General features: G+C 46.3%; 24 protein-coding genes and 3 tRNA genes. 10 read left to right on the top strand and 17 right to left on the bottom strand.

Features of this window, described 5'->3' with window-relative positions; all coding sequences use genetic code 11:
• Positions 1–237 precede the first annotated feature (237 nt).
• Together rpmI and rplT are read left to right on the top strand one after the other, a co-directional pair.
• Positions 238–435 carry a 50S ribosomal protein L35 gene (gene rpmI / locus MYF79_RS19100; RefSeq protein WP_089788140.1) on the top strand — a complete coding sequence of 66 codons (198 nt, stop codon included), beginning with the start codon at positions 238–240 and terminating at the stop codon, positions 433–435.
• A gap of 51 nt (positions 436–486) precedes the next feature.
• Positions 487–831: a 50S ribosomal protein L20 gene (gene rplT, locus MYF79_RS19095; RefSeq protein WP_199658932.1), complete on the top strand. Its 345-nt coding sequence runs from the start codon at positions 487–489 to the stop codon at positions 829–831.
• A gap of 496 nt (positions 832–1327) precedes the next feature.
• Here the strand turns inward: rplT and ispE are convergent, their stop codons facing one another.
• From ispE to MYF79_RS19075, 4 genes are all read right to left on the bottom strand, one after another.
• The gene (gene ispE, locus MYF79_RS19090; RefSeq protein WP_247809240.1) at positions 1328–2134 is read right to left on the bottom strand and encodes a 4-(cytidine 5'-diphospho)-2-C-methyl-D-erythritol kinase; all 807 of its coding nucleotides are present in this window, start codon (positions 2132–2134) and stop codon (positions 1328–1330) included.
• An 84-nt stretch (positions 2135–2218) separates the two neighbouring features.
• Positions 2219–2821 carry a bifunctional nuclease family protein gene (locus MYF79_RS19085; protein WP_106603870.1) on the bottom strand — a complete coding sequence of 201 codons (603 nt, stop codon included), beginning with the start codon at positions 2819–2821 and terminating at the stop codon, positions 2219–2221.
• Positions 2822–2924: 103 nt separating this feature from the next.
• Entirely contained in the window at positions 2925–3890 is a 966-nt protein-coding gene (locus MYF79_RS19080; protein WP_247809239.1) for an electron transfer flavoprotein subunit alpha/FixB family protein, read from the bottom strand.
• A gap of 69 nt (positions 3891–3959) precedes the next feature.
• Positions 3960–4700: an electron transfer flavoprotein subunit beta/FixA family protein gene (locus MYF79_RS19075; protein ID WP_247809238.1), complete on the bottom strand. Its 741-nt coding sequence runs from the start codon at positions 4698–4700 to the stop codon at positions 3960–3962.
• Between the two features lie 51 nt (positions 4701–4751).
• On the opposite strand from MYF79_RS19075, the gene MYF79_RS19070 reads away from it, so the two are divergent.
• Positions 4752–5060 (top strand): tetratricopeptide repeat protein, encoded by a 309-nt coding sequence (locus tag MYF79_RS19070; RefSeq protein ID WP_247809237.1) that lies wholly within the window; start codon positions 4752–4754, stop codon positions 5058–5060.
• Positions 5061–5075: 15 nt separating this feature from the next.
• Positions 5076–6413: a tRNA lysidine(34) synthetase TilS gene (gene tilS, locus MYF79_RS19065; RefSeq protein WP_247809236.1), complete on the top strand. Its 1338-nt coding sequence runs from the start codon at positions 5076–5078 to the stop codon at positions 6411–6413.
• Positions 6414–6423: 10 nt separating this feature from the next.
• On the opposite strand, the gene MYF79_RS19060 is transcribed toward tilS, so the two are convergent.
• From MYF79_RS19060 to MYF79_RS19025, 8 genes are all read right to left on the bottom strand, one after another.
• Positions 6424–6876, bottom strand: coding sequence for a response regulator (locus tag MYF79_RS19060; protein WP_247809235.1), 453 nt, complete (start codon positions 6874–6876; stop codon positions 6424–6426).
• A 35-nt stretch (positions 6877–6911) separates the two neighbouring features.
• Positions 6912–8528, bottom strand: coding sequence for a sensor histidine kinase (locus tag MYF79_RS19055; protein ID WP_247809234.1), 1617 nt, complete (start codon positions 8526–8528; stop codon positions 6912–6914).
• A gap of 2 nt (positions 8529–8530) precedes the next feature.
• Positions 8531–9556, bottom strand: a complete 1026-nt coding sequence (locus MYF79_RS19050; RefSeq protein WP_247809233.1) for an ATP-binding SpoIIE family protein phosphatase — start codon at positions 9554–9556, stop codon at positions 8531–8533.
• Positions 9541–9951: an anti-sigma regulatory factor gene (locus MYF79_RS19045; RefSeq protein WP_247809232.1), complete on the bottom strand. Its 411-nt coding sequence runs from the start codon at positions 9949–9951 to the stop codon at positions 9541–9543. Before MYF79_RS19045 ends, MYF79_RS19050 begins: the two co-directional genes overlap by 16 nt.
• Positions 9932–10336, bottom strand: a complete 405-nt coding sequence (locus tag MYF79_RS19040) for an STAS domain-containing protein (protein WP_247809231.1) — start codon at positions 10334–10336, stop codon at positions 9932–9934. Before MYF79_RS19040 ends, MYF79_RS19045 begins: the two co-directional genes overlap by 20 nt.
• Positions 10329–11204 carry an STAS domain-containing protein gene (locus tag MYF79_RS19035; protein WP_247809230.1) on the bottom strand — a complete coding sequence of 292 codons (876 nt, stop codon included), beginning with the start codon at positions 11202–11204 and terminating at the stop codon, positions 10329–10331. The genes MYF79_RS19040 and MYF79_RS19035 overlap by 8 nt, the downstream gene beginning before the upstream one ends.
• A gap of 81 nt (positions 11205–11285) precedes the next feature.
• Positions 11286–11903, bottom strand: coding sequence for a rhomboid family intramembrane serine protease (locus MYF79_RS19030; RefSeq protein ID WP_247809229.1), 618 nt, complete (start codon positions 11901–11903; stop codon positions 11286–11288).
• A 46-nt stretch (positions 11904–11949) separates the two neighbouring features.
• Complete coding sequence (locus MYF79_RS19025) at positions 11950–12423, bottom strand: 23S rRNA (pseudouridine(1915)-N(3))-methyltransferase RlmH (RefSeq protein ID WP_247809228.1); 474 nt, start codon at positions 12421–12423, stop codon at positions 11950–11952.
• 145 nt (positions 12424–12568) lie between these two features.
• On the opposite strand from MYF79_RS19025, the gene MYF79_RS19020 reads away from it, so the two are divergent.
• Positions 12569–12642 (top strand) — tRNA-Arg (locus MYF79_RS19020).
• 156 nt (positions 12643–12798) lie between these two features.
• Here the strand turns inward: MYF79_RS19020 and MYF79_RS19015 are convergent.
• The 4 genes from MYF79_RS19015 to MYF79_RS19000 form a co-directional block, all read right to left on the bottom strand.
• Positions 12799–13035 (bottom strand): hypothetical protein, encoded by a 237-nt coding sequence (locus MYF79_RS19015; protein ID WP_247809227.1) that lies wholly within the window; start codon positions 13033–13035, stop codon positions 12799–12801.
• A gap of 419 nt (positions 13036–13454) precedes the next feature.
• Positions 13455–14639 carry an MFS transporter gene (locus tag MYF79_RS19010; protein ID WP_247809226.1) on the bottom strand — a complete coding sequence of 395 codons (1185 nt, stop codon included), beginning with the start codon at positions 14637–14639 and terminating at the stop codon, positions 13455–13457.
• A 6-nt stretch (positions 14640–14645) separates the two neighbouring features.
• A complete protein-coding gene (locus tag MYF79_RS19005) occupies positions 14646–15512 on the bottom strand; it encodes an NmrA family NAD(P)-binding protein (RefSeq protein WP_247809225.1) in 867 nt (288 codons plus the stop codon).
• A gap of 27 nt (positions 15513–15539) precedes the next feature.
• The gene (locus MYF79_RS19000) at positions 15540–16280 is read right to left on the bottom strand and encodes an SDR family oxidoreductase (protein WP_247809224.1); all 741 of its coding nucleotides are present in this window, start codon (positions 16278–16280) and stop codon (positions 15540–15542) included.
• Between the two features lie 192 nt (positions 16281–16472).
• On the opposite strand from MYF79_RS19000, the gene MYF79_RS18995 reads away from it, so the two are divergent.
• The 5 genes from MYF79_RS18995 (at position 16473) to MYF79_RS18975 (ending at position 19534) form a co-directional block, all read left to right on the top strand.
• Entirely contained in the window at positions 16473–17027 is a 555-nt protein-coding gene (locus tag MYF79_RS18995) for a TetR/AcrR family transcriptional regulator (protein WP_247809223.1), read from the top strand.
• Positions 17028–17060: 33 nt separating this feature from the next.
• Positions 17061–17903 carry a sialate O-acetylesterase gene (locus MYF79_RS18990; RefSeq protein ID WP_247809222.1) on the top strand — a complete coding sequence of 281 codons (843 nt, stop codon included), beginning with the start codon at positions 17061–17063 and terminating at the stop codon, positions 17901–17903.
• Positions 17904–18023: 120 nt separating this feature from the next.
• Positions 18024–18097: transfer RNA gene (locus tag MYF79_RS18985), tRNA-Arg, on the top strand.
• Between the two features lie 487 nt (positions 18098–18584).
• On the top strand, positions 18585–19124 hold the full coding sequence (locus MYF79_RS18980) for a hypothetical protein (protein ID WP_247809221.1): 540 nt from the start codon (positions 18585–18587) through the stop codon (positions 19122–19124).
• Positions 19125–19460: 336 nt separating this feature from the next.
• Positions 19461–19534: transfer RNA gene (locus tag MYF79_RS18975), tRNA-Arg, on the top strand.
• Positions 19535–20092: 558 nt separating this feature from the next.
• Here MYF79_RS18975 and MYF79_RS18970 read toward each other — a convergent pair.
• On the bottom strand, positions 20093–21010 hold the full coding sequence (locus tag MYF79_RS18970; RefSeq protein ID WP_247809220.1) for an NADP-dependent oxidoreductase: 918 nt from the start codon (positions 21008–21010) through the stop codon (positions 20093–20095).
• Positions 21011–21111 lie beyond the last annotated feature (101 nt).

The following is a 21111-nucleotide window of genomic DNA, read 5'->3' as shown; positions in this document are numbered from 1 at the left end:
TAGAACTAATATAGTAAATATAAAAAATGTGTATATATTCTAAATCGAGAAATGGAAGGATAATTGGAAATAGGAGGGCGGGGGGAATTTGATATTCAGTATCTTAACAGTGTGAAAAAAAAGTTTAATCAGGCGGTCAAAAGTTATCCACACCCTTAGGACGTTAATAATTATTTTATATTGGCCGTTTGTTGTTTAAAATAATTACCTACCTTTGCAGACCAAATTTGATGTAAGATGCCCAAAGTAAAGACTCATTCCCGGGCGAAGAAGACCTTCAAGGTGACCGGGAGCGGACAGATTAAGCGGTATAATGCCTTCAAAAGTCACCTGTTGACCAAGAAGTCTACCAAAAGAAAACGCCACCTGAGAGGTAGCAGCCTTGTTAGTTCAGCTAACCTGGACCTGGTAAAAAGAATGCTTGCTCTCAGATAATGAGATGTGGTGTTGTGTAATTAATTATTAACCTGATCAAAAAAGCACTATATGCCTCGTTCAGTAAATGCAGTTGCTTCCAGGGCCCGCAGGAAGAAAATATTAAAGCAGGCCAAAGGCTTCTACGGTAAAAGGAAAAATGTTTATACCGTAGCCAAGAACGTATTGGAGAAAGGTCTTACATATAGCTATGTAGGCCGTAAACTTAAGAAGAGAAACTACCGTCAGCTGTGGATCGCTCGTATCAACGCTGCTGCAAGAGCAGAAGGTCTGACTTACTCTGAGTTTATCCATAAATTGTCTGAAAAGAATATCGACCTGAACAGGAAGGTGTTGGCTGATCTGGCAATGAATGAACCAGCAACTTTCAAAAGCCTGATCGCTTCCGTAAAATAAGCGGATCGTAACTGTAAGATAAATACTTCGTAGCCGGTGTTGAATGCAATGCCGGCTATCTTGTTTTGGGGATGATCCCGGGATCCCGGGGTTGTCACCCCGGGCTACAAACAAATGGACTCCTGTGGAGTCCTATCGACGAGAATGATTTAGTTGTGATGATTGAGTAATGTTATGTGAGGTATTAAAGCGCTTATAGCTTTCGTAAAATAATTTTATCCCGATTGGAATACAAATATTCAAATGTCAGCGCCTTCCGTTAGATGTGGGAACGACAATTATAAGATAGATACTTTGTAGCCGGTGTTGAATGTAATACCGGCTGTTTAGTTTTCATGAAGTATGCAAGCGCTGACTAGCCCCTTAAAGAAACAAGCCATGATTGGTTTATAAAGTAAACACTTTGTAGCTGCTGTCAAATGTAATACCGGCTGTTTAGTTTTCATGAAGTATGCAAGCGCTAACTAGCCCTTTAAAGAAACAAGCCATGATTGGTTTATAAAGTAAACACTTTGTAGCCGGTGTCAAACGTAATACCGGCTGTTTTGTTTTTAGGAAAGATCCCCACAAAAGCTGAGCCGCTGCCGCTCATCGCCGCATATACCGCTCCCGCTGCATATAATTTTTCTTTAATGGCTGCCAGCTCCGGATGTGCATCGAGTACCGGCGCTTCAAAATCGTTGCTAATGGTATGCTGCCATGTTTCCACCGGTTGCAGGATATTTTCCCTTAACGATAATGCCGGCGCCTTTGGGGTAATACGGCTGAACGCCCAGCCTGTGTTGATATGAATGCCCGGATATACCAATACAAAAGACCAGCCGGAGAGGTCCAGGTCTATCGGCGTCATGATCTCGCCTCTGCCGGTAGCATAACAGGGTTTATTCTGTATAAAGAAGGGGCAGTCGCTTCCCAGCTGTGCGGCATAGATCAATAACCGCTCTTCCGTAATACCCAGCTGAAAACGGTTGTTCAGCAACTGCAGCATGAATGCCGCATCTGCAGATCCTCCGCCTAATCCGGCTCCTATGGGAATGTTCTTATGCAGGTGAATGTTGACCTCCGGAAGTGCCCGAAAATCCTGTTTTAGCAATTGCCAGGCCTTCAGGCAAAGATTGTCAGCGCTGTTGCCGGGAACAGCAATACCGCTGGCAGCAAATTGCAGGCTACAGGGGCTGATCACCTCCAGAGCGTCCGTCAGTGGCAGCGGATAGAATACTGTTTCCAGCTCGTGGAAGCCATCAGCGCGTTTGCTGACTACATGCAGTCCCAGGTTTATCTTACAGTTCGGAAAGACGATCATGGTGTCTATAAAAAGCCATAAACCATAGGAGCACTATGGTTTATGGATCGTTTATTTTGTAATAGTAAATGCGAAGGAGGTTTATCAGCGGCTCTTACGGCTATTGATCTCGTCGCGGATAGCGATGGCGCGGATGTAATCTTCCTGTTCCAGCACTTCCTGCAGCAGCTGTGTAAGCTCGTCCAGGTTCAGCACTTTGAGATCGTCTTCCGCTCCTTTTTCATGTTCTGAGATGGTGGGAGTAACGGGTTTTACACCGCTTTTCTTACCGGCAGGATCATCGAGCAGGATGCCAGCGCTGTTCAGAATATTCTCGTAAGTAAAGATAGGACAGCCGAAACGTACGGCCAATGCCAGGGCATCAGAAGTACGTGAGTCTATCTCTATTGTTTCTTCATTACTATAACAGATCAATTTAGAATAAAAAATTCCTTCCTGCAGGTTACTGATCACGACTTCATGCAGCTCTATATTAAAAGCATTCATAAAGTTTTTCATCAGATCGTGTGTCAGTGGGCGGCTGGGTTGCATTTTCTCTAATGCCACAGCGATAGCCTGTGCTTCAAACCCGCCAATCACAATAGGGAGGCGGCGCAAACCGTTCACCTCTCCTAATACTACGGCGTAAGAATGTGTTTGCGTAATGCTGTGCGATAAAGCAACTATTTCCAGTTCTATTTTTCTCATATCTGTCCTGCGTTGTCGCTGAATATTTTATAAGAACGTGAAGTTAGAAAAAATATTCCTTATCTAAAAAACAGATAATAAGTAAGCGCCATTGGCTGCTTACTTACTTCATCTGCTTTATGGCAGCAGTTAATTTGGGCACTACCTCAAAGGCATCCCCTACAATACCATAATCAGCTGCTTTAAAGAAAGGCGCTTCCGGGTCTTTATTGATGACCACGATCACCTTACTGCCGTTTACCCCGGCCAGGTGTTGGATAGCGCCGGAAATACCGATCGCGATATATAGATTGGGCCGTACAGTTAACCCTGTTTGTCCTACGTGCTCATGATGCGGGCGCCAGCCGGTATCTGCCACGGGGCGGGAGCAAGCTGTGGCTGCACCCAGCGATTTCGCCAGATCTTCCACCAGTCCCCAGTTTTCCGGTCCTTTAAGGCCCCGGCCGCCACTCACTACAATGTCTGCTTCTGTAAGCGGTATTTCTCCGCTCACTGTCTGCACACTGCTTACCTTCACCCTGAAATCTGCATCGCTGATTGCAGGAGAGAAGGCTGCTACAGCTGCTTTTGCGGCTGTAGGTTCCAGCGCGAAGGTGTTGGGCATAACAGCGATCACCTTCACTGCCGTGTTGATATTAACATTGGCAAATGCCTTGCCGGAAAATACGCTTTTCTTTACCACAAAGCCATTGCTGGTATCGGGCAGGGAAACTGCGCCGGATACGAAGCCGGCCTTCAGACGGGCGGCTACACGCGGCGCCACGGCCTTACCATCAAAATTATGCGGGAATATCACCACCTGTGCGGCTTCCTGGGCTACCGCATCGGCAATGATCTTTGTGAATACGCTGCCTTCCACTTCGTTCAGCCGCGCATCTGCAACATGCAGTACTTTGCCGGCGCCATAGTTGCCTAATGCCTCCAATTCTTCATTGGCCGCTGTTCCCAGCACCAGTGCAGTAGCTGTAGTGCCCAGTTGCTGTGCCACTTTTGCGCCATATTGTACTGCTTCGAATGCTACTTTTTTTATCTTACCGTGAGCCTGATCTGCGAATATTAAAACTGACATGTTCTGACGTAGAATTTAATTACTAAAAAAGGGTGCTTAAAATAGAGGTTCCTGCAAGCAATACAGCGATCAGATCACTTTTGCTTCATCATGCAGTAATTTCACCAACTCATCCACATTATCGGGGCTGATGAGTTTTACGCCTGCTTTTGCCGGCGGCAGTTCAAAACCGGCAACGCTTGTCAGCGCATCTGCTGCAACAGGTTCTACCACTGCCAGCGGTTTCGTGCGGGCGGCCATGATACCACGCATGCCGGGAATACGCTGTTCTGCCATTCCTTTCTGGCAGGATACAACAACGGGCAGTGTTACCTTCACGATCTCTTCTCCACCCTCTATTTCGCGATTGATGGTTGCTTCAGTACCATTCAGCTCGAATTTTGCTGCGATAGATACATAGGGAAGATCCAGCAGTTCAGCTACCATACCTCCGATGGCGGCGCCATTATAATCGATGGTTTCCTTACCTGTAAAGATCAGGTCATAGCCCTGTTTGCGGGCATGTTCCGCGATCTGTGTTGCGATATAGAAACTGTCCTGGCTATCTGTGTTGATGCGGTATGCCTCGTCTCCGCCGAGAGCCAGCGCCTTGCGGATGATAGGCTCCGTATCAGGACCACCGGCGGTAACCAGGTGTACGGTAGCCCCCAGGGTTTCCTTCAATTCTAAAGCGCGGACCAGGGCATACCATTCATCGTAGGGGTTAATGATGAACTGTACACCCGCTTCATTGAATTTCGTGTTGTTGTCTGTGAAAGCTATTTTTGCAGTCGTGTCCGGAGTTTTACTGATACAAACTAAAATCTTCATGGCCTAAACTGTTTTGTTTTTTAAAGCGGTATGAGCAAATATATTTAAATAATGGATAGAATAGCCAGGATAAAGGAATTTCTTAAAGACAGCCCGAATGACAGCTTCCTTAAGCATGCGCTGGCCCTTGAATATATCAAGATCGGCGATGACAGCGCCGCCAGGTCACTGTTTGAAGAGTTACTGGCCTACGAGCCAGGCTATGTAGGTTCTTACTATCACCTGGGCCGCCTCCTGGAACGGGCGGGTCTTCTGCAGGAAGCCATGGCCATATTTGAAAAAGGTATGGAGATGGCCAAAGCTGCAAATGACAGGCACGCTTATAATGAATTACAGGCTGCACTGGATGATCTCATTTAATAATCAAACCAGTACATGGATTTACTGACAGGATTTATTGCATTTATAGACAAAGAGCGGCTCTTCACGCGCGACCAGTCAATGCTGCTGGCCGTCAGTGGGGGAGTGGACTCCGTAGTGATGGCGCATCTTTTCAAAGCGGCGGGATTTAATTTTTCCATTGCCCATTGTAATTTTCAGCTGAGAGGAGAAGAATCCCTGCGCGATGAGGCCTTCGTGGAAGACCTGGCAGCCAGCCTGCAGGTGCCGTTTCACCAGGTACGGTTTGATACAACGGCGCATACTGCATCGCATCGTGTATCCATCCAGGTAGCTGCACGGCAACTGCGCTATGAATGGCTGGAACAGACCCGGGTGACAGCCGCCTGCAATTATATTGTAACGGCCCATCATATGCAGGACAGCGCAGAGACTGTACTGATGAACCTTAGCAAAGGTACCGGCATTGCCGGCCTTCATGGCATCCTGCCTAAACAGGGACATCTTGTACGCCCCCTGTTATTTGCACAGAAAGCAGATATACAGGCCTACGCCACCGAACATCATATTGCGTTCGTGGAAGACAGCTCCAATATCACTGTCAAATATACACGCAATTTTTTCAGGCATAAGGTGATTCCCGTCATACAGGAAGCTTATCCTGGTGTGGTTGCCAATATCGCTGGCAGCATTACACGTTTTCGCGAAGCGGAGATATTATACGCACAATCGGTCGAAACACATATCAAAAGACTGGTGGAGCAGAAGGGGAACATGTACATGATACCCGTGCTGAAACTGCAGAAGACCGTTCCCCTGCAAACAGTTGCCTGGGAAATATTCAGGCAATATGGCTGCTCGCCGGCACAGTTGCCTCAGGTGCTTGAACTGCTGGACAGCAGTTCCGGGAAACTGGTGGAGACAGGTACACACCGAATTATCCGCGACAGGCAATGGTTGCTGATCACACCCCTGGCGGAAGAGGAGGCGCCCGTCATCGTGATTGAAAAAGACCGTACCGCCGTAGCCATGGCAGGTGGCCTGCTCAAACTAAAGACCAGCGCAAGAAAGGATACTACCACTATACCTGCGGCTGCGCATATAGCCTGCCTGGACAAACATGCGCTGCAATATCCCTTAATACTCAGGAAATGGAAACAGGGCGATTATTTTTACCCGCTGGGTATGCGGAAGAAAAAGAAGCTGAGCCGCTTTTTTATTGATCAGAAATTGTCGCTTCCCCGGAAGGAGAACACCTGGGTACTTGAATCTGCGAAGCGGATAGTGTGGATAGTGGGGTTGCGGATAGATGACAGGTTTAAGATCACCGACCAGACAAAAGAACTTCTCACAATAGAGTGGGAGACCCTTTAAAACGGGCCTCTCACTTGAAATTGTTTATGAGATTGTTGAACTCAGGGAAGGAATGCTTCTTCAGGCAGAAATCATAAAAATGCTGCGCCGACAAAAGGTACTCTTCATAAGTAAATGGTTTTACCATATACGACAAAGCCCCCAGTTGTTTACACTCATGCATTTCTATCACATTGAGGGAAGAAGAGAAAATGATCACCGGAATGTCCCTGTAGACTTCCAGGTTTTTCAGCTCCCGCAATGTCTGCGTACCACTGAGCCGTGGCATATTCAGATCGAGCACCACAAGAGAAGGCATAGTACCTGCGCTTGCCTGTGTGCTAGCAAGATATTCCAGTACCTTTTCTCCATCTTCTACCAGCAGGGGTACCTCCGGCAGATTGATCGCATTAAAGGCATCCTGCATGATGAACCTGTCTTCGAGGTCATCGTCTGCCAATAATATCTTCACAATATTCTCCATAACTGTTTCTTTACAATTAAAAAACTAATACGTTCTTATGCCACCAATGGTAAGGTCAGCACGAACTTTGCGCCCAGTCCCGGGATACTGCTGGCGGTAATGGACCCGTTGTGCAGATCTGCGATCTTTTTACACATGGCAAGTCCTATACCAGTGCCTGCGTATTTTTCACGTGAATGTAAACGTTGGAATAAGCTGAACATTTTATCCAGGTATTTCTCTTCAAACCCCACGCCGTTATCCTCAACTGTCAATTGGACCTGTTTTTCTCCCATTATTGCATACACCTTGACTTCCGGTGGCCGCCGCTCGTCAGAGAACTTGAGCGCGTTCGACAGGATGTTGTGGAACAACTGGCGCATCTGCGTCGGATATACGGATATTACCGGCAGTGGTGCCACCTCTATGCGTGCGCTTTTCGCTTTTATAACTACGTCCAGGTCGTTCATGGCTTCTGTAACCAGTACGTTCATATCAGTTCTTACCAGTTGAAGGTTCTCCCTGTAGATCCTGGAGAAGTTCAGCAGATCGTGGATCAACTGCGTCATCCGCTGACTGGCGCCCATCATATTGCCAAAATAAAGCTTACCGCGCTCGTCTATCACCTCTGCATAATACCTGCTCAGATAGTCGCTGTAATAAACGATCTTCCGCAATGGCTCCTGCAGGTCGTGCGATGCTGCGTACGCAAACTGCTCCAGTTCCTGGTTGCTCCGGTTCAGCTCCCGGATCTTTTCTTCCAGCAGCAGCTTTGTTTCCTGCAGTTCTTTGTTGTCCCTTAACGTCTGTTCCATGACCTTTTGCGCATGAATATCCACCAGGGAGCCTATCCAGTACATCGTTTTTCCACTTTCACTGACCATGGGCGCGAGGGAAAGCAGATGCCAGATGTATTCCTGCGTTGCATGATTTTTTAACTCTACTTCCTTCCTGATAGCCTTGTTCGTGCCCCGTTGCCTTTGCCAGTATTCCCAGGCTTTCTCGAAGACCTTCTCACGAAGCACCAGGGGCCAGCTGTTTTCGTTCAATTGATGAATATCATAACCAGTAAACGATTTCATCCAGCTATTAGCATAAATGATCTGACCTTCGTTATTGAGACTGAATATCATCAATGGCAGGGCATTGGTCACTTCCCTGTACTGTGTTTCGCTTTCCTTTAATTTTTCCGCCAGTTCCTGTAACTGTTTGTTCTTACGTTTTATCTCATCGTAGGGAGACACCGGCAATTCCACATTGAAAGACGATATCCACTGCCGGATCCGGCCGTTGTTGATCTTCTGGACACCGGGCACCCGGTACTCCAGCATAATTTCAATTCCCCTGTCTCCACGCTCAAGTGAGAAGCTGTCAACGAGCCTCCTTGCATACACCAGGTTCTCATTGACCTTCTCTGTAAGATTCAGATTCCCATCCAGCACTTTTGCGATGAGATACTGTTCCGGTTCCTTTACATCGGTTTTGACAGCCAGTATAAGAACGGCATTGTATCCATACTCGATGACATGTCTTGATACCTCAGACACGGCAGTGGCAAAGGTGGTCTGCGATGCAAGCGATAGTCCGGCCAGCTCTCCCAGTTTCATGATACGTTTGTGTACCAGCACCAGGTCCATATCAGTTTCCAGGGTGATCCGGGTTATTTCCTGCATGGCTATTTTACTTTAACAATTACTACTGACATATCATCCGTTTTGCGCGCGTTGTCTTTATAGAGGGCAGCAGCCAGTACAGACATATCATACCTGAAAATGGCCGGGTACTTCATCATATCCCAGCGGGTTCTTAAACCGTCGGAGCATAGAACGAGTACCTGTTCCTTTCCGGGTTCATGTACTACTTCCTGCTCATTAATAGTACGGGGGATGTTATGCCCGATGATCCCATTGTATGGAAGATGAGTCCTGGCTGCGGCAGCTGTCAGCATACGCGTATGTATGTTCCCTATACCACAGATCTTCCATGTCAGGGTCTTATGACTGTACACAGCTGCAGTGCCTACCAGGCCACGGGTGCGTTTCACATCATCATGTATCTGACGCAGTACCTCGCCTAGGTCGGAGAGCATGCAATACCGGAAGGAATAAACCGCAGCGGCAACAGCTTTTTTCGCTTCTATACCATGTCCCAGTCCGTCTCCCAGGAACACCCTTACACCGGCCGTGTCAGCCCTGACATAGTAATCGTCGCCGCACACTTTCTCGCCCGGCTTTGCTACCAGCAGGGTCCTGATCTCAGGCCCCGGTTTCGGAGGATATTGTTCCGCGGGTTTGATAAAGAACCTTGACAATAGTATCGTGCCCCAGCCCTTTACAGAATAGATCTGCAGGAAATCTGAAAGCCGTTTTACTGCTCCTAATCCATGACCGAGCGTTTTGGTAGTTGATATTCCATCCTGCATCATCCTGGCGAGATCTGTAATGCCTGGTCCGTTATCTATTGCTATTATCTCGATGGCTGGCTGTGGGGTATCTGAAAGCATGACTAATACCTCTCCGCTACCGGCGTGTTTGAGGATATTGGAGCCAATTTCGGCTACGACAATATCGATCTCTGCTACTTTCTTTTCCGTCAGTCCGCATTGTATAGAAAGACGGTGCACTTCGCGTTTCAGGATGGCCAGGTAGCTTCTGTCATCTAAATTAAAACTGATATGCCGTCCGGTTACCCATTCTTCCATTTGGTGATGATGATGGTAGTTCCTTTACCTACTGTGCTTTTAATATCAAAATCGTTCACGAGGCGTTTGGCCCCGGGTAGTCCCAATCCCAGGCTCTTGCCGGTAGAAAAGCCGTCTTTCATGGCCTTATCAATATCGGGTATGCCCGGACCTGTGTCCGAAAAGGTAACGCGCAATCCATTTTGCCGTTGACCATTTACTATTTCAATGAGGACAGCACCTCCTCCGGCGTAACGGAGCATATTCCTTGAAAGTTCGCTGGCAGCAGTGATCAGTTTTGTCTGATTAACAAGGCTCATGCCTATTTTGACAGCAAACTCTTTCAACCTGTTCCTGAAAAGCACCATATCCAGTTCTTTCGTTATACGGATATTATCACTGGAGAGTACTATCATCGTCTATAGCTTCTTCTTCTGTTTCTGTGATGTGAATTTTTTTCTGGAGGAGCTCCATTCCTTTTTCGACATTCAGCGCTGTTTGCACACCTTTCAAGGGCAAACCGAGTTCAACTAAAGTAATAGCAACAGCAGGCTGCATGCCCACTATCACTGTCTCTGCATCCAGTATTTTGCTCATACCGGCAATATTCCCCAGTATCCGGCCCATAAAGGAGTCTACTATTGAAACGGAAGATATATCTATCAATACGCCCCTGGCGCCCGTTTTACTTACCGCCTGTACCAGGTCTGATTCCAGATTGAGTGCAAGCCGGTCATATAGATCCACCTGGATCGCCACCATGAGAAAATGCCCAATTTTGAGGATCGGTATTTTATCCATCAATGCCCGCTTTTGTTTTTACAATTGTTCTTTTTACTTCCATCTGCATCAGTGCAAACGCATATCTTAACGCACTGGCGAGGGTTGCTTTTGTTACAATGCCGGAAAGGTCTATACCAAGGTGCACCACCGTCTGTGCTATTTCAGGGCGGATGCCGCTGATGATGCACTCTGCGCCCATCAGCCGGGTTGCGCTGACTGTTTTGATAAGGTGTTGTGCTACGAGAGAGTCTACGGCGGGTACGCCGGAAATATCGAGGATAGCGATGCTGCTGGAAGTGGCAACAATTTCCTGTAACAGGTTTTCCATTACCACCTGTGTACGGGCGCTGTCCAGTGTGCCGATGATAGGCATGGCCACAATGCCATCCCATACGCGGATAACAGGGGTGGAGATCTCCGCTATTTCATCCGTCTGCCGGAGAATGACCTCTTCCCTTCCTTTGATGAAGGTTTCGAAGGTTACCACCCCAAGGCTGTCTATCAGTTTACTCACTTTCAGGCTTTCTTCCAGCAACTGAAGCGGATCATTTTTAATCTCCTGCTGAAGAACGGAGAGTAAGGCATCTTTAAGGCTGAACACAAAAGTACCTGTCTCCCGTGGAGAATAACCCATTTTGGCCCTGGAGAGGGAAATAGACTCAAGGACCTCATACAGTGGTTCGAAGGAGGCAGATTGTACATCCTCCAGGTTATCACTATTTAAATTTTGTAATAAAACATTTACGAGCTCTTCTGACTGTAGGGTCAGCTCTTCGTTTGACATGAGGTCCTCCCGTAGAGAAAAATCCACTAATTGGTTCTTCATCCACAATTCGAGAATCTGCTTTTTCCTTTTCTGTAAGATCTTAGCTGTGTCTAGCTTCATGCGTGTGGCTTGTTTTGCAGTATTGGGACAAATTGTCCATTATACATCTGGCAAAAAGCAAACCGGAAAAGGATGAAGCTGTTATCTGTAACCGTGCATCAGCTGATCAAGAAACAATAAACCGATCCTTGGCTCAAATATCAGTGGGAAAAGGATGCCAAATACAGCGCCCCACAAATGGGCATCATGATTAATTCCCGTAGGGCCGCCGCGGCGGGACATATAAATCGTATAGCCGAGATACACTATACCATACAGAATAGCAGGCATGGGAATGAAGAATACCAGGATCTTTGCCCATGGCTGGAAAAGAATAGCGGCAAATACTACCGCAGAAACAGCTCCTGACGCACCGATGGTCCGGTAACCGTAATTGTTCTTATGTTTGATATATGTGGGAATATCTGAGAGTACCAGTGCCAGCGCATAAAACAGCAGGTAATATCCTTTGCCTTTAAATATCAGGAAGAACATGTTTTCAATGAAACTCCCGAAGAAGTAAAGCGTGAACATGTTGAAGGCAAGGTGCATAAAATCGGCATGCACGAACCCTGACGTGATGAACCTGTAGTATTGGTTCTTTTCTTTTACCATAGATGGCCACATGCTCAGGTCATCTATCCGCTTTTCGTTATTAAACGAAGTGATCGAAATGATACAGGTAATGATAATAATCGCGATGCTGATTGTCATGTCCATGCCAGTCGATTGATTTAATTGATGAGAATGTAATTATACTGATTTTTTACTGATGATGGTATTTCTCCCTGTTCAGTACTGTATATGCCCTGTAAAGCTGCTCTGTCATGATCAGTCTCACCAGCTGGTGAGGAAAGGTGAGGGGAGAGAGGGATAACTTTAATTGCGCCCTTTCCAGTACGGCGGCATCCAGCCCGAAAGCCCCGCCTATCAGAAAGATGACCTGCCTGGTAGCCGCATTCGCCCGCTGTTGCAGGAAATCTGCCAGTTGCAGCGTTGTTTGCATTTTACCATATTCATCCAGGGCTACAAGATAATCCTGTGGCTGCAGCATATCCAGTATCATCCTGCCTTCCTGTTTCTTCAGCTCGGGAACGGAAAGACTGGCGGCCTGTTTAACTGTGGGGATCAGTTTCAGTTCAAAATCTACATAGTGCTGCAATCGCTTTTGGAAAACAGCGATGCCCTCTTTAATGTAAGGGTCGTTTTCTTTTCCGATACTCCAGAGCTGTATTTTCACCTTCGGCTTGTTTTTGATAGACGCCCGTCCATAAGGCGGGCGGTAAATGTACGTAACCCGCTGCTTATGAATCAAACAAAAAAAATATTTAAAAATTTGGCGATTACAGAAATATTCCTACCTTTGCAATCCCAATCAAGGGAATGGCTTCGTAGCTCAACTGAATAGAGCATCTGACTACGGATCAGAAGGTTTCTGGTTTGAATCCAGACGAGGTCACCTTACAGGACAAGAGCGTTTTTTTCGCCTTGTCCTGTTTTTTTTGTCCGCTGAAACCCGCGCCCAGACTGTATATCAACGAAACGGCCTCATTCAGTCTAGCGGTTCGATAATTGAAACCGTCGAACGTCAATTTTTCAGGGTATATCGGACCAATTATCCCCCTTTTTTAATAATGTCGCCCTCTAAATACAATTTTTCAAGATTGAATAGAGTCATAGTTCCTGTCCTGAGCAGCCCTTCTATATCTACAAAATTCTGGTTGGGTTCTGCCATCTTTACTAAGAGCTTGTCTATCTTTTCAGTGTATTCAGCTTTCATTCTCCGATAGTCTTCGGGCTCTACTTTTTGCGTTGCTAGCAGCTCCCGCAAGTAGTTTAGCCTTTGTTCCATATCAGCTATCTGGTTCGATAATTGTCTCTTTAGGTCGTCAATTTGCTTCGTTTAGTCATGCCAGGTTGTAGTGGTTTTGCACGACTCTCAAATTTTGCCCGGTGAGCAGCATAATTTTTAGCACATACCAGGATATGAAAAGAAACATCGGCATTATCGGCGCGGGAAACCTTGGCCAGGCTTTGGCAAAGTAAATCTGTCACCAGTAAAAAAAGGCTACCTTCCGATAGCCTTGTAATCTGTTTGATCTTAAGATCACTGTTTTTGTCCGTAAACAACATAAATAGTTACCGGAAATATTTAGTTTCTGAGGGAGCGTTTTCCCAATACAATTGCGGCGATTGATTCTGACCGCTGAACCCCATACCGTTAAGAAATTGATGTTTAATTAATAGATTCTATGACCATTTACGTGCTGTTTATGACCAGCTGAATTTGAAAAGCCGTAGGGCAAAAAGAAAAAGCAAAGCTTCGAAAATGGCAAATACGATTAATGCCATATCTAAGCCCCAGGTCATGAACCATTGAAAAACCAATGCGCCGGTCCCATAGCCAAGAAATAACATACAAGCGCTCAGACCAACCGCTTGTCCACGCTTTGAGTGATCGACCAGTGAAGTGACCATGCCTGCAAATAATGGTTGAGTCATATCATAACCCAGTGACAGCACCGTTACTGCTGCGGCTGCAGCCAGAAGAGGAAGTTTAAACGCAAGTAAACAAACGCTTAGCGCACCGAGCGCCAATCCGATTGGAATCAGGCGTTGGCGGCCATATTTATCGGCAGCATTGCCAATACTAATGCCTAGTAGCATACCAGGTACACCATAGCCCAGCAAAGCAAGACCTATACCTTGATCATCTAAGTTAAATTTCAGTTTAAAAAAGTAGCCAAGCCAGGCAAATACGCCAGAGTGAAAGACGCCGTTCAGGAATACGTATGCGTATAAGGACCGGGACTGCCTTCGCTGCATTAATGCCTTAGCATTACTGAACACTTCTTTCAGAGTAGTTCCTGCAGGCGATTTGGCTGGGAAGTTCCTATGTTCAGATGCAGCCCATAGAAACAGGATCAGGCAAAGACCTCCGGTAGTGACAAACTCCGAACGCCAACCAATTAATGGATTTAGATAGGCACCAAGTGTTGATCCGAAGGTCATGCCACCTGCCATTGCACCATAGAGTACCCCCAACGGCTTTCCTCTTTCTGCAAAGGGATAGATATCCCCAAACAAGGCTATGGATATAGGTACGATACCACCTGTTGTTATTCCAGTTACCACCCTTAGAAGCAAAAAGATTTCAATAGTCGGCGATAAAGCAATCAAAAACATAGACAATGCCATTAATCCGAGTAAAGTCAACAAAACCGGTTTACGTCCAAGCCGATCAGACAATGGTCCATAGAACAAGGTGGATAACCCGTAGGGAATGGTATAAGCAGGTACGGCAAGCCCCGTTATCGCATCTGTGCTTTGAAAGTCATGGGTAAGTACAGGCACAAGGGGAGCAACAAGATAGGCCTGCAAGAGAACCATAAACGCTGCTGACCCTAAAATGGTCAGCAGCGTTTTTCTCGATCCGATCCGGGCAGAGATTTCCATTAAATATTATTTGATGTATGTTTTCAGCGCATCCTCAAGTAAGGTTTCACCTGAAACGTGTTCTGAAGTACCACCTTCAAAAACAATCCATTGGGTATTAAAGCCATCATTCATTTCCGCCATTAAACGTGACGCGTCCGCTGTGAAGCCGAATGAGGCATAGGTTGGCTCATATTCGCTCCGGGGAATCGGAACAGCGGTAATGGACCGGTTTGTATAGTAGGACAGGCTTGATGCCACATCGTCTGCTGAATACTGACATGGTCCCCCAAGTTCGATGATACGGTGCCCTGCCCAATGCTGGTTTAATAATTCAGCGGCCAGCTTACCAATATCGTTGACAGCAACCATAGGAACCTGAAGATCAGTTGGACAAAGGAAACTCATTAGATTTCCAGATTGTATTGCTCCAGGAATCAAACCGGCAAAGTTTTCCATAAACCAGCCGGCTCTGATACCGGCAGTTGGAATGTCAAGTTGGGAAAATGCCTGTTCCATATCATACAATTTCCTGATCGCGCCTGTGCCCTTTTCTAAATGAGCACCTATGGAAGAAAGGTAAACCACCTTTTTAGGCTTTGTCTCCTTTATCGCTGCAATGATGTTACCAAGCATTACCAGGTGCTTTTTAATAACATCATCCAGGTCTAGAGCAGGAGGCGTCATGATGAATAAGCCCTCTGCTTGTTTAAAAGCATTGAGAAGCGATGCTTTATCAAAAAGGTCGGCAACAGCTACTTCTGCACCTTTCGTTTCCCATTCTGTACCTTTTGATGCGTTTCGAACGACCGCCCTTACGGGTTGTTGTTGTGTCAACAATAAATTTGCGGTTACCCGGCCTACATGACCGGTAACTCCAGTTATTACAAACATGATTTTGCTATTAATTAGAGAAGAAATTTATACCAAAGACGCACCGCCATCAACTGCATAGCACTGGCCGGTTGCAAATGATTGCTTCATCATGAATAGAAATGTCTGTGCAATCTCTTCAGCCTCACCGATCCGCTTAACCAAAAGAGAATTACCGACGTAATCAAATAAGCCGTTCCGGTCCGCTTCAGTCATGCTGTTCCACAAATTCGTCCGAATGACGCCTGGCAAAACGGCATTAACTCTTATCGGTGCCAGTTCAACAGCCATCGCGCGGCATAAACCTTCAACAGCAGAACAGATACATGCCCCTAACGACCAGCCAGCACCGGGTCGCTGACTTGCAATACCGCTGGTCAAACAAATCGATCCACCTTTATTAATGTAAGGAGCACCGTATTTGATCGCCGCAAAGGCACCCCAGAAGCGAATTTTGAAATATTCCTGTGCTTTTATAATATCCGTATCAGCGATCATGCTAAGGCTGATATTTTCACCAGCGGTATAAACCAGGTGGTCAAATGTGCCGATTTGCTCAAACAGCGCTTTAATGTTTTCCTCTGCACTGAGATCTGCGGCATATCCTTTACTGTTGGCTGGCAGAGTTTGAAGAGCGCTATCTATACGTTGCTGACTGCTTGAAACAATGACTACCTCAGCGCCGTCTTTAGCTGCTGCCTGTGCAGTAGCCAGGCCTAAGCCTGAACTTCCGCCTAAAACAATAACTCGTTTACCTTTTAATGTGAATGCTTTTTCTAATGTGTCCATCGTCATTTGATTTGCTGACAAATTTCCTGACCACATAACACATAGAATTTACCAAATGGTAAATAATTAACGGATATTTCATCTGATCCGGCTTATTGAAAAGCTAATTAGTTAGGTACAGGATCAGTTAGCGCATTTAAGTTTTAACCACCTAATGTCACAATATTGTGACATATTTCCTATTTTTGCGTCATGGATGCGAGGCAAAGGATAATTGATGCTGCTATTACAGTCCTGAACGAAGACTTTTCTGCGCCATTGGACAGAATAGCGGAAAGGGCTGATCTAAGCCGTCGGACACTGCACAGGTATTTTACAGACCGGACGGCGTTAATTGAAGCGTGCCGGGATGACATGATGCAAACATGGCAAATGGCCATGTTACAAGCCTGTAATACAACCGAGGATCCGTTGTTACAACTGGAGAGAATGTTGTACGCCGGTATCGATTGTGGTGTCAGATATATCTTCCTGCATAAATTGACAGATCAGCTAAGTGAAAACACGGCAGTAAGTACTTCAAAAAGTGGCGTTTACGAATCCACACGGGATAACTGGTTTCAGCTGATTCCCGAATTACAGCGCCGGCAATTGATCAGTGAATACGTTAATGCCACCTGGATACGACTGCTATTTATCCAGATGATTTCAGCTACTGTACAGGCGTATCAGTCGGGAGACATTGCGCAGAATGATATAAAAAAACTGGCCTGGTATTCCTTTCGCAGAAGCATAGGCATGGAATAGAAGGAACATATTTCTAATAATATATAACTACCGATGATAGCGTCTTTTTTATTGATCGGACAATCAAATATGGCTGGACGTGGTTACAGTCAGGAAGTGCCTGCCATTATTAATGAGGGTATAAAAGTACTTCGGAATGGGCGCTGGCAGATGATGACAGAGCCTGTTCATAATGACCGGTCCGGTGCCGGGATAGGTCTGGCGAGTAGTTTTGGTGCTGCCTGGCGTATGCATCATCCGGAAGATGAAATCGGTTTTATACCTTGTGCGGATGGCGGTACCAGTCTGGATGACTGGTCAGTTGGCGGTCCGCTATTTGACCATGCGTTATTGCAGGGGAAGCTGGCTCAGCGTAGCAGCACTTTAACGGGGATACTATGGCACCAGGGAGAAAGTGATTGCTTCCCGGAAAAGGCGGCGGAATATGAAAGCAAGTTAAAGATAATTATGGATGCTTTACGAAAGGAACTGAATGCTACTGAGGTTCCTCTTGTTGTCGGCGGACTGGGAGATTTCCTGACCAATGGTCTTTATGGAAAGTATTTTAGTGCTTATCCGCTGGTTAATGAGGCGTTGTTACACTATGCCCGGACGGAAGCGCTTTGCTATTTTGCAACAGCAGAAGGACTAACCAGTAACCCGGATGCTTTGCATTTCAATGCTGCATCGTTACGTGTACTGGGAGTAAGGTATTATGAGGCATACCATAGGCGGGTATCTATTACAAGCCCTTTGGAAGAGGAGAATAAGATCCTGTCGGATATTTACAGCAGGGCACAAACGCGGCAGGAGCGCCGTTTTCTGCTGGAGCATCGCTTTGCGATGGGCAGGATAGACGTGGCGCAGTTCCAAAATGAATTGAGCGGGATCCAATAGTATTCAGCAGGAAGAGATTGTTTTTAAATGACGATTTTGTAAGATATTTTATTAGAAAGCGTAAAACTCTTTTTAGAAGTTTGATTTTTTTCGCATATTTGCAATCCCCAAAACGGGAATGGCTTCGTAGCTCAACTGAATAGAGCATCTGACTACGGATCAGAAGGTTTCTGGTTTGAATCCAGACGAGGTCACAGAGAAAGCTTCACAGAAATGTGAGGCTTTTTTTATGCCTGTGATTCTCCCAAGCAAACCAACCGATCCGACCGCTCAGGTTAAAATATCCCAGATCTATAACTGCGTCCCACAAGTTGGTGTTCATCCCGGCTGGGCCACATTTGCATTTCTGTTTCCCTTGCATTGCACTCCTGAACCGAATGGTTTTTAACAATCCGGGAGTACCCCACAGCAAAATAGTAAGATGCCCAGGTATGTGTCGTCATTTCTTCCGCGTCCGGGATAGTACCGGTATAGCATTGGTATAGCATTCGGCCGGCTCGGAAGTAGCATACTAAAAGGATGCCAGGATGATACTAAAAAGGGATTTAAAGGATATCTATATATCCCTAGATATTGAGGTTATATTTACATATACTTTTGATGCCATTATGCATAGTTATCCGTATATTAGTTGTATATAATCAGTAAGCTTGTAGTATATAACCTCAAAAAAACCTTTTTATGGCCATTGTTAAAGACAATATCCTCCTGCAACTTGTACGGGGCACCCTCGGCAAACGATTCACGATTTACGAACGGAATGGGCAGATCATTATGGCGACCAAACGCGGCCCGTCAAAGAAAAAGCCCACACAAAAACAGTTAGCAGCAAGGGATAAGATGACCATTGCTTCAGCACGTGCGCAACAGGCGCTGGCCGATCCGGAAGTGAAAGCCTACTATGCGTCCCTGGCCGGCCCAGGGCAAAATGCCTACAATATGGCAGTCAGGGATGCCTACCGCAGTCCGGAAATCCAAAATATCCAGGTAAAGGATGAGGAGGTGGTAGTGACCGCCAAAAATGAGTTCCGTGTAGCAGAAGTGGAGGTAACGGTAGTAGACGCTGATGGTGTTGTCAGGGAGAACGGGCTGGCATCTTTGGGCTGGAACGGCGTAGACTGGCATTACAAGGCAAAAGTATTGCCTGCAGGCGGTAAAATCGTTGTGTCAGTGGTCAATTTACCAGAGGTTCAAACGGTGAAGGAATTGCTGATTACATAAACGCTCTCATTGTTACAAGTGGCTTCCTTCCGGTTGGAAGTGTTATTTGCATAACTGGAATATTGCCAGCCAACGTCAATTGTTTTGACAGCATTTGTTCCCTCTTTAAAAGTGGGTAGGCGTAGTTTTGCCGTCCTGGTTTTCAACGTGATCTTTTGAACGCCGGGTCGCCTTGTTACAGGAGCACCTTCTGCCTGGTCAAGTCTCGTTTTTATGTGTATACATTTCTGGTTTGAGCTGCTCTTTTCAGGGCATTCCATAAGATTCAAAATAGTTCGAAATCTTTTTTGGTTGTTTTAGTTTTTTGTCTACATTTGCAATCCCAATCGCGGGAATGGCTCCGTAGCTCAACTGAATAGAGCATCTGACTACGGATCAGAAGGTTTCTGGTTTGAATCCAGACGGGGTCACCTTACAGGACAAGAGCGTTTTTTTCGCCTTGTCCTTTTTTTTTGCTGGAAGCCGTGCCCAGACTCTATATCAGTGAACCAGCCTCATTCAATCCAGCGGTTCGATAATTGAAACCGTTAAACGTCCATTTTTCGGGGAATATCGAACCAATTATCTCTTTTTTTTTGATGTTGCCCTCCCGAGAGAATTTTTCCAAGTTGAATAAATTGGAAATACCTATCCCTAACATCCCCTCTATATTAATCTTCGGTGTAAGGGATTAAACTGCCAACCGGTTGACATTTTGAAGTATGCAAAACAGAAGAAGTAAATAACAAACTGCTAACAACGGGTATGGCTACATCAAACTTTACTGCAGCGAATGAATGCATGCTGAATTTAAGTAAATACAAGTTAGCATTATAATAAAAAAGGCGGTAAGAATACCGCCAATGTCTTTAAACCATATCCTATGAAAAACCATATCAAAGGTATACGGAGCAGCCACTCATCACTAACGGTAAATGGTAAACGGCATATTTTTTCCGTGGGCGGCAGTTGAAAATTTCAGCAGGATCTTAAGAGCGAATGCGAATTATCGTTTTCCCTTTTAGCCGCACATTAGGAGCGAATGCTGCGATCGCCTCATCAATCGTAACAACATTGCCAATGTTGGTTTTGAGCCGTCCGTCCCGAACCCTTTGTACGATGTCGACCAATTGTTGACGATTGGCCTCAACAATGAAATCTATTGTACGGCCACCAACCGGTCTTGCCTGGGTTGGGCCGGCGATAGTAACCAGTGTGCCTCCGGTTCGAATCACGCCGGCAGACTTTGTCGTAATTTCCCCACCCAGGACGTCGAAAACAAGATCGACCTTACCTACTTCCTCCAGGTTGCCGTTATCCAGGTCGATGTATTCGTGTACGCCAAAGTCGTGAGCCGTCTGGCGACCGCTTGCACGGCCGGATCCGATGACGTACGCTCCAGCTTCGCGTGCGAGCTGAACAGCCATCGAGCCGACGACCCCTGCAGCACCGTGAATAATCACACTTTGCCCGGATTGGAGTTGGCCGTGGTCAAACAATCCCTGCCATGCGGTTAGTCCAGGCATAACAAGGGCAGCCCCAACCGTGAAGTCGACATCGCCCGGCAAAGGAGCGAGGTTTCGCGCCTCGATGGCAATATATTCTGCCAGGGAGCCATTGCGGTACCAGTCGGAGAGACCGAATACCCGTTGTCCTACCGAGAAGCCCGTCGTCCCATAGCCTAAGGCAGTAACTACGCCTGCCAATTCATGTCCCGGAATGGACGGCGTTCGATTAACATCATACCGATCGGTCCAGGTTGCTGGCCACGTAAGTTCGTCGTGGGTGAATCCGGAAGCATGGACCTGTACGATAACCTCGTTTATTGCGGGCCTTGGCTCTGGCCACTCAGTTAATTTCATTCCGGCTGTTCCTTCAGCCTCGTTTGTTACAATAATTGCTTTCATATGCTCCTGCTTTAAGTCTGTAAGCACGTACTCACCAACGGAGTGATTTCTACTTCTGCAGACAAACAACTTCCGGTCGGGACTCTTTCAGCCAGCGCAGC

It is taken from the genome of Chitinophaga filiformis (assembly GCF_023100805.1).
Lineage (GTDB): Bacteria > Bacteroidota > Bacteroidia > Chitinophagales > Chitinophagaceae > Chitinophaga > Chitinophaga filiformis_B.
This window is presented reverse-complemented; position numbering and strand designations above follow the sequence as displayed.

Excerpts from the sequence above, each read along its gene's own strand:
- MYF79_RS19035 (WP_247809230.1), bottom strand. The coding sequence starts at position 11,204 with ATGAAGCTAGACACAGCTAAGATCTTACAGAAAAGGAAAAAGCAGATT.
- MYF79_RS19060 (WP_247809235.1), bottom strand. The coding sequence starts at position 6,876 with ATGGAGAATATTGTGAAGATATTATTGGCAGACGATGACCTCGAAGAC.
- MYF79_RS18995 (WP_247809223.1), top strand. The coding sequence starts at position 16,473 with ATGGATGCGAGGCAAAGGATAATTGATGCTGCTATTACAGTCCTGAAC.
- MYF79_RS19045 (WP_247809232.1), bottom strand. The coding sequence starts at position 9,951 with ATGATAGTACTCTCCAGTGATAATATCCGTATAACGAAAGAACTGGAT.
- MYF79_RS19010 (WP_247809226.1), bottom strand. The coding sequence starts at position 14,639 with ATGGAAATCTCTGCCCGGATCGGATCGAGAAAAACGCTGCTGACCATT.
- MYF79_RS19085 (WP_106603870.1), bottom strand. The coding sequence starts at position 2,821 with ATGAGAAAAATAGAACTGGAAATAGTTGCTTTATCGCACAGCATTACG.
- MYF79_RS19080 (WP_247809239.1), bottom strand. The coding sequence starts at position 3,890 with ATGTCAGTTTTAATATTCGCAGATCAGGCTCACGGTAAGATAAAAAAA.
- MYF79_RS19075 (WP_247809238.1), bottom strand. The coding sequence starts at position 4,700 with ATGAAGATTTTAGTTTGTATCAGTAAAACTCCGGACACGACTGCAAAA.
- MYF79_RS18990 (WP_247809222.1), top strand. The coding sequence starts at position 17,061 with ATGATAGCGTCTTTTTTATTGATCGGACAATCAAATATGGCTGGACGT.
- ispE (WP_247809240.1), bottom strand. The coding sequence starts at position 2,134 with ATGATCGTCTTTCCGAACTGTAAGATAAACCTGGGACTGCATGTAGTC.
- MYF79_RS19070 (WP_247809237.1), top strand. The coding sequence starts at position 4,752 with ATGGATAGAATAGCCAGGATAAAGGAATTTCTTAAAGACAGCCCGAAT.
- MYF79_RS19040 (WP_247809231.1), bottom strand. The coding sequence starts at position 10,336 with ATGGATAAAATACCGATCCTCAAAATTGGGCATTTTCTCATGGTGGCG.
- tilS (WP_247809236.1), top strand. The coding sequence starts at position 5,076 with ATGGATTTACTGACAGGATTTATTGCATTTATAGACAAAGAGCGGCTC.
- MYF79_RS19055 (WP_247809234.1), bottom strand. The coding sequence starts at position 8,528 with ATGCAGGAAATAACCCGGATCACCCTGGAAACTGATATGGACCTGGTG.
- MYF79_RS18980 (WP_247809221.1), top strand. The coding sequence starts at position 18,585 with ATGGCCATTGTTAAAGACAATATCCTCCTGCAACTTGTACGGGGCACC.
- MYF79_RS18970 (WP_247809220.1), bottom strand. The coding sequence starts at position 21,010 with ATGAAAGCAATTATTGTAACAAACGAGGCTGAAGGAACAGCCGGAATG.
- MYF79_RS19005 (WP_247809225.1), bottom strand. The coding sequence starts at position 15,512 with ATGTTTGTAATAACTGGAGTTACCGGTCATGTAGGCCGGGTAACCGCA.
- MYF79_RS19050 (WP_247809233.1), bottom strand. The coding sequence starts at position 9,556 with ATGGAAGAATGGGTAACCGGACGGCATATCAGTTTTAATTTAGATGAC.
- MYF79_RS19000 (WP_247809224.1), bottom strand. The coding sequence starts at position 16,280 with ATGGACACATTAGAAAAAGCATTCACATTAAAAGGTAAACGAGTTATT.
- rpmI (WP_089788140.1), top strand. The coding sequence starts at position 238 with ATGCCCAAAGTAAAGACTCATTCCCGGGCGAAGAAGACCTTCAAGGTG.
- MYF79_RS19030 (WP_247809229.1), bottom strand. The coding sequence starts at position 11,903 with ATGGACATGACAATCAGCATCGCGATTATTATCATTACCTGTATCATT.
- rplT (WP_199658932.1), top strand. The coding sequence starts at position 487 with ATGCCTCGTTCAGTAAATGCAGTTGCTTCCAGGGCCCGCAGGAAGAAA.
- MYF79_RS19015 (WP_247809227.1), bottom strand. The coding sequence starts at position 13,035 with ATGGAACAAAGGCTAAACTACTTGCGGGAGCTGCTAGCAACGCAAAAA.